Raw genomic sequence first — 12,725 nt, forward strand, 5'->3', positions numbered from 1 at the left:
CTGTACCCACCAGACAAGTCAGATCATCATGACCACCAATGTAACGCTTACCGGGCTCGCCCGTGATCTCAGGGCCCGGGCCGATGCTGGCAAGACCATTCGCGTCGGCGTCATCGGCTCGGGTGAAATGGGCACGGACCTGGTAACCCAGGGCGGCATGATGGCGGGCATTGATGTTGTTGCCATTGCCACCCGCCGCCCGCACACCGCCCGCGCGGCGATAACGATTGCCTATGGCGATGATGCTCGCGCCCGCGAGGCAGACACCCCCGCGCAGGCGGGCGCCGCGATTGAAGCGGGCAAGATCGCCATCACCTCCGCCGAAACCCTGGTGACAACTCCCCATATCGACGTCGTCATCGATGCCACCGGCAAGCCTGGGGTCGCTGCCGATTTCGACCTTCTGGCCATGGAACATGGCAAGCATCTGGTGATGATGAATGTCGAGGCGGATGTGACCATCGGCCCCTATCTCAAACACCGCGCTGACCAGCTTGGCGTTGTCTATTCTGTCGGTGCTGGCGACGAGCCCAGCTCATGCATGGAACTCATAGAATTCGTCTCCGCACTGGGCCTGCCAATTGTTGCCGCCGGCAAGGGCAAGAACAATCCGCTGCGCCACGATGCCGTCCCCGACGATTATCGTGAGGAAGCCGAACGGCGTAACATGAACCCACGCATGCTGGTCGAGTTCATCGATGGCTCGAAAACCATGGTCGAAATGTGTGCCATCGCCAACGCCACAGGCTTGGTGCCCGATATTGCCGGCATGCATGGACCAAACGCCGATCGCGAGGACATGGCCAAAGTGCTTATCCCGCGCGAGGCTGGCGGCATTCTCAACAAGATGGGGGTAGTTGACTACACAATCGGCAAGGGTGTCGCCCCCGGTGTGTTTGTCATCGTCAAGGCCGAACATCCCCGAATAATTGAACGCATGGATGATTTGCACATTGGCCATGGACCCTATTACAGCTTTTTCCGTCCCTATCACCTGACCAGCCTTGAGGTGCCGCTGACCGCCGCCCGCATCATGCTTTACGGCAAACCCGACATGGTGCCGCTACCCCAACCGGTCGCCGAAGTCTGTGCCGTTGCCAAGCGCGATCTCGCCGCTGGTGAGAAGCTGGATGCCATTGGGGAAACCTGCTACCGCTCCTTTGCCATGACCATAAAGGATGCGCGCACAACTCAAGCGCTGCCCGTCGGTCTTCTCGAGGGCGGCAAGGTCACTGCGCCCATAAAAAAGGGCGAATTGCTGACCCGCACCAATGCAACCCCGGACGTGACAACGCGCCTTTTTGCCTTGCGTCAACTCCAGGACAAAATGCTGGAAAGTCTATGAACCTTGCGTCAACCGATAACCGGTGCGACGGACACAATTGGGGAGCCTGACAATGACAAACACCGACAAAAAAGTCCGTTGGGGCATTCTGTCGACCGCAAATATCGGCATGGGCCAGGTAACCCCGGCGATCATGCAAGCACCCCACGCCGAGGTGGTCGCCATCGCCTCGCGCGAGCCTGACCAAGGCGCAAGCGGCCGCCAACAATCTTGGCATTGCCAAAGCCTATGGCAGCTACGAGCAATTGTTGGCCGACCCGGACATCGACGTCATCTACAATCCGCTGCCCAATCATTTGCACGTCCCCATGACCGTGTCAGCAAACAAGGCGGGCAAGCATGTCCTGTGCGAAAAACCCATTGCCCTGAACGCAGCTGACGCCGAAGCCCTGCGTCAATGCCGACCCGACCGGTTGGTGCTTGAGGCCTTCATGGTGCGGTTCCACCCGCAATGGCAGCGGGCGCGCGACATCATTCGCTCTGGCGAACTGGGCGAGATAACCGCCATCAATGCCGTTTTCAGCTATTTCAACGACGATCCCGCCAATGTCCGCAACATGGCCGACATCGGCGGCGGCGGCATCATGGATATCGGTTGCTACCCGATTGCCACCGCGCGCTTTCTGTTCGAATCCGAACCCAGCCGCGTCGTTGCCCTGGTTGACCGCGATCCGCGGTTCAAGACTGATCGCCATGCCAGCGTCATTGCCGATTTCGGCCAGGGTCGCGCCCTCAATTTCATCTGCTCAACCCAATCGGTCGGTCATCAGAAAGTGCAGGTTCTGGGGACAAAGGCCAAGCTTGAAATCATCATCCCCTTCAACGCACCCGCTGATCAGCGCACCGCCATTACCATCGACAGTGGCGCCCCTTTCGACGGCTCGCTCGCCCGCCGAGAAATCCTGCCCGCCTGCAATCAATATACTGAACAGGCAGAAGCCTTTTCACTGGCGGTTCTGGGTCAAAAATCCCTGCCATGGAGCATTGACGATGCCATCGCCAACATGAAGGTGCTCGACGCCGTCGTCGCCAGCGAACAGTCGGGTGGTTGGGCCAATGTGGGCTAGGGCCATAACGGGAATGTAGCGGAACCCTGTCGCCACATTCTGGAACATTCGCGGCGTCCGTGCGTTGCTGGATCACCGGTAAATCACTTCAGGACAGTGCGGCATGCAGGCGTGGGCGCAAGAAGCAGTCGGCAGCACGGGATCTGAACCGGCACAACAGGTCGACGTTTCGCCCGACGCCATCATGATTACCATCAATGGCTGGATTCAGGGCTTCTTCCGGCTCCTCCCCAATATCGGGGTGGCGATCGTCATCCTGATTCTGTTTTATCTGCTGTCGATCGCCGTCGAGCACGGCGTCAGGGGCTGGGCACGACAACGTAATCGCAGCAATCTTGGTGACGTCCTTAGCGGCTTTATCAAAGCCGTGGTGATCGCCTTGGGCGCGCTATTGGCCATGACCATCATTTTGCCCTCGGTCAATCCCGGCGATCTGGTAGCCGGACTGGGCATTGGCTCGGTCGCCATTGGTTTTGCGTTCAAGGACATTTTGCAAAACTGGTTGGCGGGACTGTTGATCCTGATGCGTCAGCCCTTCCGTCCTGGCGATCAGATCGTCATCAACGGTTATGAGGGTACAATTGACCATATCGAGACCCGCGTAACCGCCATTCGCACCTATGATGGCCGCATGGCGCTGATCCCCAATTCCGACGTCTATACAAACGCGGTGACCGTCAACACCGCATTCGACAAACGGCGCTCGCAATATGATGTTGGCATCGGTTATGGCGACAATATCGCCAGCGCCAAGGAGGTCATGCTCGGCGCCGTAATGTCGGTAGAAGGCGTAGAAGCAGAACCCGCACCCGAAATCCTGGTGGTCGATCTGGCCGCATCCTGGATTACACTGCGACCGCGCTGGTGGACAAATTCGCGCCGCACGGACGTGGTTCGTACCCAGTCACGCGTTATTGAAGCCATCAAGTCAGCGCTGGATGCAGCTGGGATCGACATGCCGTTTGAAACCGCAATTCAACTGTTTCATGATCAGACCGAGGAGAATGACGGCGTTCGTGGCCGTCAGCGTGAGGGATGGCCCAGTGCCGACGCCAACGCGCCAAAATCGCGTTGGCAACTGTCGATGGAGCAGGTCGAACCCGCAGCGCCAGAACCCATCAAGACCGCAGCGCCGAAACGGGGCAAGAAACTATAGCGGCTCGTGCGATACGCCTTTCTTGCGGGCACCAACCAATTTTCGCTCAACTGCGGAACCAGCATCCAGAATCCGAACCGAGTCCCGCACGATAAGCGGGCAATCAAGATATTGCCGCCGCTCCACAACACCTGCAGACGATCCGGTTCGCCGCGCGATCAGGTGCTCCACAGCGCGCTTGCCCATTTCTGCATGCGGTACCAGGACCGAGCTTAGCGGCGGCGACAAATAGCGCGCCGTCGGATCGTCATCAAAACCGACCACCGACACGTCGCCGGGAATGCTGACGCCGCGCACCTTCAATTCCTCATAACACCCCATGGCCATCCGATCGCTGGCGCAAAATATCGCCGTTGGCGGATCGCCGAGGCCCAGAAGTTCGGCGGTACAGGTCTGCGCATTGCTAAGCGACCCATCGCCCATTTTCATCAGTACCGGATCAATTTTTATGCCTGCCTCGCCCAAGGCATCGACATAACCGCTTTGGCGGTCCCGGTAGGCCTCCATCCAATCTTCGCCCTTGATAAATCCGATGCGGCGATGCCCGGCGCCGACCAGATGACGAACTGCCTCTCGCGCGCCCGCCGCATGCGATGGCAATAGCGATGGCACATTCCCCGCCGCCGCATAGCAGTTGAGCAATATTTTTGACTGTGAGCGCAAAGCGGTTGGCACGCTGATCTGCCGCGTAAAGAATGATGACAGAATGACACCAGCCAAACGTTGTCCGAGCAAAATCTCGATGGCGGCGGCCCGCAATTCCCTGTCACCCTGCGTCGGCAACACCATCAGCACGCAGTTGTTTTCCCAAGCCGCCTGCCGCGCCGATTCAATGGCGATATTGACCATTGGATGGGTCACAGTGTCTTCGATCAGATAGCCGATGGTCTGGATACTGCCCCCACCCACAGGCGAACGCCGCCAGATGCGATAGCCCAGTGTCTTGGCAGCATCGCGAACCAGTTTCTGGGTTTCGGCATTGACCCTGGAGCCCCCAACCTGATTGAGCACCAGCGACACGGTGGCCTGACTGACCCCGGCAAGTTTGGCGACATCGACCATGGTTGGGCGGGAGGCCGTCCGTTGCGAAACCCGTTCTTGCTCTGGTTCTTTGTCTGGCATTGGTCCTCACATGGAATCATCCACGGATGATTATCGCAGCATTTGTAGCCTATTGCAGCCTAAACAGCGCGATCCGCTTCGTCGCTTCGACACCACCTGTAGTTATAAACAACCAATTTACTTGACTAGTTATACATAACCAATAGATTACCCTCAATGGCCAATCGCGCAGCAGTGAGCGGCCGACACATGGGAGGAACGCATGAACAATTATTCCGCAGAAATGGCTGGGATCAGTCGCCGCGCCATCCTGAAGTCGGGAGCGGCCTTTGCCGCTCTTGCCGCCGTCGCCGGTTCCCGCGCCTTCGCGCAGGGCACCACCACCATCAAATGGTGGGACATTTTCCAACCCCTGATACCGCTGCACACCAAGATGTGGGAGGACTACGCCGCCGATCATCCGATTAGTGTCGACTATACCGGCATGAACCCGTCCGACATGATGCAGGCGCTCCAACTTGCCGTACGCTCCAATCAGGCGCCCGACGTTTTCAACGTACCCAGCGGCGACCCGGCGACATTGGCCTCGTTGAACGCCGCCGACTGGTTCGCCCCGCTCGATGACAGTTTCGTCTTCGACAAGCCCTACCAGCAACAGACCCTCGCCGAGGGTTTCACCCAGTTTGGCGGCAAGCTTTATAGTTTTCCGATCTTTTCCTTCCGCTGGCACTCCACCTCCCTTTGGCATTCAAAACCCGCACTGGAAGCCGTAGGCGCGTCACTGAGCGACACCGCGAATTGGGATGATATCCGCGCGGCCGCCAAGGCAGCCACCACGGATGGCAAATATGGCCTGCTGCTACCACTGCAATTCACCGCCCGCATCGCCGATCACCTGACTGACCTGGCGATGGCCGCGGGCGCGCCCGGTCGCATCGACTGGCGCACTGGCGAGTATGCACTGGCCTCCGACGAATTCGTCGCGGCGCTCGATTTCTGGCTATCGTTCCAGAAGGATGGCAGCCTGCATCCCGCCTCGGCTTCGCTCGACGCACGGCAAGGACGTTCGCGCTGGGCCGCAGGCGAGGCCGCCATGTTCTTTGATGGTCCCTGGAATAGTGGCGTACTGACCAATAACTTCGCCGACTTCCTTGAGGGTGTGGAAGTGACCCCATTGCCAACACCCGCCGGTGTCGACAAGGCCTACGCCCAGCGCCCGCCAATCCCGGGCACCTTCTTTATTTCCAGCCAGTCCGAACATGCCAAGGAAGCCTCCGAGGTCATGCAATTGATGACCACCGAGGAGTACTATGTTGCCCTGGCCGAGCGCATGGACCAACCGCCGCTCGACCTTGACGCCGTTGCCAAGGCCAATGTGCATCCAACCTACCGCAAGGCGGTCGCGGGCTTTGCCGACTCGGTGCGCCTGGCGCCCGATCCATTGATCCGCAATCCTGACGTCGCCAAGGTCTATGCCGAAATGCGCGACATCACCCCTGGTCTGGGTGAAATTATCCAGGGCGCTTTTAGCGGCTCCTTCGATGACCCGCGCCCGATCCTGCAGGATCTTGCCGATCAGATGACAGCCGAGCGCGACCGCGCCATCAAGGTTGCGACCGACAACGGTGCCAAGGTCTCGGTCGATGACTGGGTATTTGATAACTGGACGCCCGGTACCGACTACACATCAGACATGTACTGACCAGCGTTTCTCCCGCGTGCCGACCCTGCAACTGCCAAAGCGGTTGCAGGGTCGGGGCACCCAAATCATCGGGCGTTATGGACACCCTTGCATGCTGACAACTCTGGAACAAAGCGCGCCGGGCTGGCGAAGCCGTCTCTGGGCTGACCGCTGGATCTATCTATTCCTGGTGCCAACGGTGGTGCTCATCGGCACCTTTACAGTTTACCCGGTTCTGGCCAGCCTGTGGTTTTCGCTACTCGACTGGAATGGCTTTGGCAGCGCCGGTGCCTTTGTCGGACTGGCAAACTATCAAGAACTCTGGGGCGACCGACTGTTCTGGAATGCCTTTAGCAACACGCTGGTGTTTCTCGCCTTTGCCGTGCCGTTGCGCGTTGGTCTGGCCCTGTTCTTAGCGGTGATCCTTAACGCCACATTCCCCTTGGTGCGGGTATTCCGTACCGCCATTTTCCTGCCCGTTGTCACCACTGCTGCCATTGTCGGCGTCGTCATGCGCTACGTGCTCGATCCCACAAGCGGCCCGATCAACCTGGTGCTTCTCAATTCAGGCATTCTCGACCAGCCCGTCAATTTTCTCGGTCGCTCCAGCACCGCTCTCTATGCCGCCATCGGCATCTGGGTGTGGAAATGGCTTGGCGTGACCCTGATCTATTGGCTGGCAGCCCTCCAGACCATTCCGCGCGACGTCTATGAAGCCGCCGAAGTGGACGGGGCCAACCCGCTCTATCGTTTCTTTTATATCACCCTGCCGATGCTGACCCCTTTCACCATCATCATCACCCTGATCACCGTTATTGAAGCCACCAATGTATTTGATCTCATGCTGACATTGACCGGCGGCGGACCGTTTTACGGCACCGAAGTGATCGACATTTTCGTTTACCGCCAAGCCTTTACCGCCAATATTCCGCGTCTCGGCTATGCCTCGGCAGCAGCGATCTTCTTTGGCGTGTGCTTTGCCGCCATCGCGGCAGTTCAGGCCGTAGCATTGATAAAGTTCCGTGCCCGGAGACGATCATCATGACCCGCCTCATGGATCTGAAACCCACGCCATGGGGCACGGTGCGCTTTCTGGCGCTGCTGACCCTGGCAATCATATGGACTTATCCGTTCGTCTGGTTGGTCTCTGCCTCGCTCAAGGGCCAGCTCGAAATTTTCTCCAAAGGGCTGAACCTAATCCCCGACGAGTTCTTGTGGTCAAACTATCAGCGCGCCTGGGTCAATGCCGGGTTCAGCGTCTATATGTTCAACACAGTCCTTGTGACCGCCGGTACGGTGGTCCTTGTGGTCTTCCACACCGCGCTGAGCGGCTATGTGCTGGGGCGATACGATTTTATCGGGCGCCGCGTCATCATTGGCATTCTGGCAGCAACGCTGGTCGTCCCCGTCGGCGTCACCATCATTCCAATCGTTGATGTTGTCTCGACTCTTGGCCTGATCAATTCGCGTTGGGGCATCATTCTGGCCCTGGCCGGAGGCGCGCAGGCGGCAGCCATACTGCTCTATGCCGGCTATTTTCGCGGGCTGCCCAAGGAACTCGAAGAAAGCGCCCGCCTCGATGGCGCGGGATTTTTCCGCATATTCTTTTCGGTCATGCTGCCATTGGCGGGCCCGGTCACGGCAACGGTCAGCGTTTTGACCTTTCTGGCGGCCTGGAACACTTTTCTCATTCCGCTGGTCTTTACCTTCGGCGCGCCCGAATTGCGGACGCTGCCCGTGGGCATGCTGGCCTTTGTCGGCACCAACGAAACCGACTGGTCCGGCATGGCCGCCGCCGCCACCATTTCACTGCTGCCAGTTGTCGTCTTTTTCTTCTTCGTACAGCGCTACTTCGTCGAAGGCGTAGCCGGCGCGGTCAAGGCATAAGGTTAGGATATTGTCATGAAACGCCCCAATATTTTGTGGATCTGCACCGACCAGCAACGCGCCGACTCGACCGGCGTCGGCGGCAATAGCCATGTGCGCACACCCAATATCGACGCCCTGTTCGCAGGCGGCGCCGCCTTTCCCAATACCTATTGCCAAAGCCCTGTCTGCACCCCCAGCCGCGCCAGTTTTCTGACCGGCCGCTATCCGCGCACCACCCGTACCCGGCAAAACGGCCAGGACATTCCCCGCGATGAATTGCTGATCGGCAAGATATTTGCCGATGCCGGCTATACCTGTGGCCTATCGGGAAAATTCCACCTGTCCGCGTGCCATCCCTCGGTCAGCCCGGTTTTCGAGCCCCGGGTTGAGGATGGTTATCACGCCTTTCACTGGTCTCATCACCCAAGCCGCGCCGTTTCGGAATCAACCGGCGACAATGACGAGCCTGACCAACGCCAATTGGCCGTTGAACGAATACAATATCTGGCTATCCGAGCGCGGCAGGCGCTATGATCCAAAGCCATTCAACGGCTCCGAACATGTCCAGATCGGCCCCGACGCCGAGGATCACCAGACCACCTGGTGTGCAGAAAAAGCCATCTCCTTTATCGAGGCTCATCGCGGCACGGACAATCCCTGGCTGTTCTCGGTCAATATCTTTGATCCCCATCATCCTTTTGATCCGCCAAAAGCCTATCTTGATCGCTATCTCGACCGGCTCGATGAGATCGAATTGCCCAATTACGTGCCGGGCGAGACTCAAGGACAAGCCGGTCTATCAGGCCATCGATCATCGGGGTGCCTATGGCGGCGCGGCCGGCATGGCATATGACCAGATGAGCGACGATGACCATCGCCTCGTCCGCGCCGCCTACTTCGCCATGTGCGATCTGATCGATGATCAGGTCGGGCGTATGATCGAAGCCTCTCGAAAAGTCCGGACAAGCCGAGGATACCATCGTTATCTTCATGTCAGACCATGGCGAAATGCTGGGCGATCACGGCATCTATCTCAAGGGCCCGTTCTTTTATGAAGGCGCCGTCAATGTGCCGCTGGGCATTTCCTGGCCCGGCCACATCGCTCCCCAAACCGTCGGCGGGTTGGTCGAACTGGTCGATCTCGCGCCAACCCTGCTTGAAGCCGCTGGCATTGCCCAGCCGCCGGGCATGCAGGGACGCTCGCTCTGGCCTTCGCTGCGCGACGGGCAGGGGCAATCGAGCCGCCAGGATGTCTATTGCGAATATTACAACGCCATGCCCTGGCACCACGACCCGCACCCGCCGCACGCCACCATGGTGCGCACCGATCGCCATAAGCTCATCCTCAGCCACGGCGATGCTATCGGCGAACTCTACGATCTTGACGCGGACCCCAACGAAACCCGCAATCTCTGGTCTGATCCGGAGGCGGTGGCGATCAAGCTGGAAATGCTGCAACGCATGTGTGATCGCATGGCCTTTACCGTCGATCCACTGCCTGTGCGCCGGGCCAGTTGGTGAGGGTCATGGCCGAACAACCGGGTCAATATCGGAGGTGCCTTGAATGGTAGCGATTGCAATCGATAAGGTTCACAAGCGCTTTGGATCGCTTGAGGTCATGTCCGATGTCAGTCTTGATATTCCAAGCGGCGAATTCGTGGTGTTCGTTGGTCCGTCCGGATGCGGAAAATCCACGCTCTTGCGCATGATCGCCGGGCTCGAGCCCATTTCCGAGGGCCAAATTTCCATTGGCGGACGCGTCATCAACAATGTGCCTGCGGCCCAGCGCGATATCGCCATGGTCTTTCAATCCTACGCGCTCTATCCGCATATGAACGTCTATGACAATCTAAGCTTCAGCATGAAAATCGCCCGCAAATCCAGGGCCGAGCGCGACACAAGGGTCAAGGCCGCCGCCGAAATGCTCCAGCTTACCCCCTATCTTCATCGCCGCCCCCGCGAACTCTCCGGCGGCCAGCGCCAGCGCGTCGCCATCGGTCGCGCCATTGTGCGCGAAGCCAGCGTCTTTCTGTTCGATGAGCCCTTGTCCAACCTCGATGCAGCGCTGCGTGTCGCCACACGGGTCGAAATTGCCAAGCTCAAGGACAGTTTGCCCGAGACCACCATGATCTATGTGACCCACGATCAGATCGAGGCGATGACGCTGGCGGATCGCATCGTGGTGCTCAATGCCGGGCGGGTTGAGCAGGTCGGCAGCCCGATTGATCTCTATCTCGAACCGCGCAATCTGTTTGTTGCCGGTTTTATCGGCTCCCCGGCGATGAATTTCCTGCCCTGCGAGATTGTGTTTGGCCCCGAGGGCGCACAGCCAAAAACCCCCGCTATCAACCACCTGAATACCCGTTTTGCCAGTACGGTGCATTCTGGTACCCAGCAAGGCACCCTGGGTATCCGGCCCGAGGCACTCAGGATTTCTTCGCCCGAGGAGGCACTGTTCAGCGGCACGGTCGATCTGGTCGAAAATCTTGGCGACACCACGATCATCTATCTCCTGCTGGCCGATGGCAGTCCGGTTCTGGCCAAGCTTGAAGGGATCGTTTCGATGCAAAAAGGCACCACCATGCATGTTGGCGCCGCACCCGATAATATTCATTGTTTTGATAGCAACGGTCAGGCGCTGACCCGACTATAGCAAACCTGTCGACCCAACGAGGACGTTCCAATGAGCAAACTGCATCCACGGCCGCGATTGCGTCGATCAGACTGGGTTGATCTGTGCGGCACCTGGCAGTTCGGCTATGACGACCAAGATGTTGGGCGAGACCAGAACTGGCAGAAAACTGATACCCATTTTGATCGCGACATCACTGTACCCTATCCACCTGAATCTGAACTTTCCGGCATCGCCGATCCCGCTCCACACCCTGTCTGCTGGTACCGCCGCGAAGTAGAAATCGACGCCCCCGCCGGTCATCGGGTGCTGCTGCATTTCGGTGCCGTGGATTATAGCGCCGATGTCTGGGTCAATGGCGATCTGGTCGCCCACCACACTGGCGGCCATACCCCGTTTGTCGCCGACATCACCCCAAGCCTGCGACAGGACCAATCGCAAATCATCGTGGTGCGCGCAGTAGATCGAGCCGATGGCCTCGATCAGCCGCGCGGCAAGCAGGACTGGCAGACCGAACCGCACGCCATCTGGTACCACCGAACCTCGGGCATCTGGCAGCCGGTCTGGCTGGAAACGGTCCCCGACCTGTATCTCGCCAATATTCAGTTCACCCCCGATCTGAATCACGCCAGCATCGCGGTTGAGACTCGATCTGTCTGCGCCGCCGCCCGCTGATGCCAACTGTGTGATTTCGCTCAAGTTAGATGGTCGAACCATTGCCAGCCAGAGCGTAACGCTTACCCATCAGCGCCAGAAAACCAGCATTTATCTCAAGGAGTTTGAGCACGGCCAGGCCCGCAAACATCTGGTCTGGTCGCCCGAAAGCCCCAATCTGATCGACGCTGAAATAACCATTTCAACCCCGGCCGGCACCGCGCAGGATCATTGCCAAAGCTATTTTGGCATGCGCTCCTGCGCCGTCGAAGGGCAGCGGTTTCTTCTCAACGACGCGCCCTATTTCGTGCGCTCGGTGCTGTCACAAGGCTTTTGGCCACAGTCTCATCTTGCGGCGCCCAGTAACGAGGCGATCCGCCGCGAGGTCGAACTGATCAAGGCGCTGGGCTTTAATGCCGTACGTAATCACCAAAAAGTTGAAGACCCGCGTTTTCTCTATTGGTGCGACCAACTCGGCCTCCTGGTCTGGGGTGAAATGCCCAGCGCTTATGAATATTCCACAAGAATGGTCACGCAGGTGACCACTGAGTGGCTTGAAGTGATCGAACGTGACCGCAGTCACCCCTGCGTTGTGACCTGGGTGCCGATCAATGAAAGCTGGGGCGTCACCGACATCGCCCGCCGCCCTGAGCAGCAGGCATTTGCCACCAGCCTTTATGCTTTGACCAAGGCCATGGACCCATCCCGGCCGGTCATATCCAACGATGGTTGGGAACATACAAAAAGCGACATTTTGGGTGTGCACGACTATTCGGCCATCGGCGAGCACCTGCGCCAACGATATTGCTCACGCAGCAGCATCGCGGCGGCCTTCGCCCATTTCGGCCCACAGCGGCGACGGTTGGCCCTGACGGGCGCCGATCTCGACAATTTGCCGGTGATGATCACCGAATTCGGTGGCATCAGCTATCGTCCCGCCAGCGGTCAGGCCTGGTTCGGCTATTCGACGGTGACGACACCGGAGGAATATATCGCCGCATTGGAAGAACTAATTGGTGCCTTGCATGCCAGCCCCGAACTTGCCGGCTATTGCTATACCCAATTGACCGATACGCTGCAGGAAACCAATGGCCTGCTGGATGAAAATCGCCAGCCCAAACTGCCACTGGAACGCATTCATGCCATGATCTCGCGACCATCCGAGGCCATTCGAACCGAATATCTCGATCAGGCCCGCAACGCCGCCAGCGCCATCAGTCAGGCCAGACCCGACGCGTCGGGGAAGCACGATTGAATTT

The 12,725-nt window shown here is 58.7% G+C and carries 12 protein-coding genes and 1 pseudogene; 12 read left to right on the forward strand and 1 reads right to left on the reverse strand.

Going from position 1 to position 12,725, the window contains the following annotated elements:
- The first annotated feature begins 28 nt into the window (after nucleotides 1-28).
- From PSQ19_RS11875 to PSQ19_RS11885, 3 genes are all read left to right on the forward strand, one after another.
- A complete protein-coding gene (locus PSQ19_RS11875; RefSeq protein WP_282217908.1) occupies nucleotides 29-1,345 on the forward strand; it encodes an NAD(P)H-dependent oxidoreductase in 1,317 nt (438 codons plus the stop codon).
- 215 nt (nucleotides 1,346-1,560) lie between these two features.
- Nucleotides 1,561-2,412 carry a Gfo/Idh/MocA family protein gene (locus PSQ19_RS11880; RefSeq protein WP_328517767.1) on the forward strand — a complete coding sequence of 284 codons (852 nt, stop codon included), beginning with the start codon at nucleotides 1,561-1,563 and terminating at the stop codon, nucleotides 2,410-2,412.
- A 103-nt stretch (nucleotides 2,413-2,515) separates the two neighbouring features.
- Nucleotides 2,516-3,568: a mechanosensitive ion channel family protein gene (locus PSQ19_RS11885; protein ID WP_282217909.1), complete on the forward strand. Its 1,053-nt coding sequence runs from the start codon at nucleotides 2,516-2,518 to the stop codon at nucleotides 3,566-3,568.
- Here the strand turns inward: PSQ19_RS11885 and PSQ19_RS11890 are convergent.
- Nucleotides 3,563-4,690: a LacI family DNA-binding transcriptional regulator gene (locus tag PSQ19_RS11890; RefSeq protein WP_282217910.1), complete on the reverse strand. Its 1,128-nt coding sequence runs from the start codon at nucleotides 4,688-4,690 to the stop codon at nucleotides 3,563-3,565. The genes PSQ19_RS11885 and PSQ19_RS11890 overlap by 6 nt on opposite strands.
- Nucleotides 4,691-4,892: 202 nt before the next feature.
- Here PSQ19_RS11890 and PSQ19_RS11895 point away from each other — a divergent pair, with 202 nt between their 5' ends.
- The 9 genes and pseudogenes from PSQ19_RS11895 to PSQ19_RS11940 all read left to right on the forward strand — a co-directional run bounded on the left by PSQ19_RS11895 (nucleotide 4,893) and on the right by PSQ19_RS11940 (nucleotide 12,721).
- Nucleotides 4,893-6,332 (forward strand): ABC transporter substrate-binding protein, encoded by a 1,440-nt coding sequence (locus tag PSQ19_RS11895; protein WP_282217911.1) that lies wholly within the window; start codon nucleotides 4,893-4,895, stop codon nucleotides 6,330-6,332.
- A 91-nt stretch (nucleotides 6,333-6,423) separates the two neighbouring features.
- A complete protein-coding gene (locus PSQ19_RS11900; protein WP_282217912.1) occupies nucleotides 6,424-7,356 on the forward strand; it encodes a carbohydrate ABC transporter permease in 933 nt (310 codons plus the stop codon).
- The gene (locus tag PSQ19_RS11905) at nucleotides 7,353-8,198 is read left to right on the forward strand and encodes a carbohydrate ABC transporter permease (protein WP_282217913.1); all 846 of its coding nucleotides are present in this window, start codon (nucleotides 7,353-7,355) and stop codon (nucleotides 8,196-8,198) included. The genes PSQ19_RS11900 and PSQ19_RS11905 overlap by 4 nt, the downstream gene beginning before the upstream one ends.
- Nucleotides 8,199-8,213: 15 nt before the next feature.
- On the forward strand, nucleotides 8,214-8,714 hold the full coding sequence (locus tag PSQ19_RS11910; RefSeq protein ID WP_282217914.1) for a sulfatase-like hydrolase/transferase: 501 nt from the start codon (nucleotides 8,214-8,216) through the stop codon (nucleotides 8,712-8,714).
- Nucleotides 8,668-9,033, forward strand: a complete 366-nt coding sequence (locus tag PSQ19_RS11915) for a hypothetical protein (protein WP_282217915.1) — start codon at nucleotides 8,668-8,670, stop codon at nucleotides 9,031-9,033. The genes PSQ19_RS11910 and PSQ19_RS11915 overlap by 47 nt, the downstream gene beginning before the upstream one ends.
- 107 nt (nucleotides 9,034-9,140) lie before the next feature.
- Nucleotides 9,141-9,701: pseudogene (locus PSQ19_RS19440) on the forward strand (sulfatase family protein); the annotation flags it as partial.
- A gap of 43 nt (nucleotides 9,702-9,744) precedes the next feature.
- Nucleotides 9,745-10,833 (forward strand): ABC transporter ATP-binding protein, encoded by a 1,089-nt coding sequence (locus tag PSQ19_RS11930; RefSeq protein WP_282217916.1) that lies wholly within the window; start codon nucleotides 9,745-9,747, stop codon nucleotides 10,831-10,833.
- 30 nt (nucleotides 10,834-10,863) lie between these two features.
- Nucleotides 10,864-11,487, forward strand: a complete 624-nt coding sequence (locus tag PSQ19_RS11935) for a sugar-binding domain-containing protein (RefSeq protein ID WP_282217917.1) — start codon at nucleotides 10,864-10,866, stop codon at nucleotides 11,485-11,487.
- On the forward strand, nucleotides 11,453-12,721 hold the full coding sequence (locus tag PSQ19_RS11940) for a glycoside hydrolase family 2 TIM barrel-domain containing protein (RefSeq protein ID WP_282217918.1): 1,269 nt from the start codon (nucleotides 11,453-11,455) through the stop codon (nucleotides 12,719-12,721). Before PSQ19_RS11935 ends, PSQ19_RS11940 begins: the two co-directional genes overlap by 35 nt.
- The last annotated feature ends 4 nt before the right edge of the window (nucleotides 12,722-12,725 follow it).

Source organism: Devosia algicola, assembly GCF_028816455.1.
Taxonomy (GTDB): domain Bacteria; phylum Pseudomonadota; class Alphaproteobacteria; order Rhizobiales; family Devosiaceae; genus Devosia; species Devosia algicola.

Coding starts and splice junctions, on each gene's coding strand:
- PSQ19_RS11930 (WP_282217916.1), top strand. CDS start 9,745: ATGGTAGCGATTGCAATCGATAAGGTTCACAAGCGCTTTGGATCGCTT.
- PSQ19_RS11910 (WP_282217914.1), top strand. CDS start 8,214: ATGAAACGCCCCAATATTTTGTGGATCTGCACCGACCAGCAACGCGCC.
- PSQ19_RS11890 (WP_282217910.1), bottom strand. CDS start 4,690: ATGCCAGACAAAGAACCAGAGCAAGAACGGGTTTCGCAACGGACGGCC.
- PSQ19_RS11900 (WP_282217912.1), top strand. CDS start 6,424: ATGCTGACAACTCTGGAACAAAGCGCGCCGGGCTGGCGAAGCCGTCTC.
- PSQ19_RS11895 (WP_282217911.1), top strand. CDS start 4,893: ATGAACAATTATTCCGCAGAAATGGCTGGGATCAGTCGCCGCGCCATC.
- PSQ19_RS11875 (WP_282217908.1), top strand. CDS start 29: ATGACCACCAATGTAACGCTTACCGGGCTCGCCCGTGATCTCAGGGCC.
- PSQ19_RS11905 (WP_282217913.1), top strand. CDS start 7,353: ATGACCCGCCTCATGGATCTGAAACCCACGCCATGGGGCACGGTGCGC.
- PSQ19_RS11885 (WP_282217909.1), top strand. CDS start 2,516: ATGCAGGCGTGGGCGCAAGAAGCAGTCGGCAGCACGGGATCTGAACCG.
- PSQ19_RS11935 (WP_282217917.1), top strand. CDS start 10,864: ATGAGCAAACTGCATCCACGGCCGCGATTGCGTCGATCAGACTGGGTT.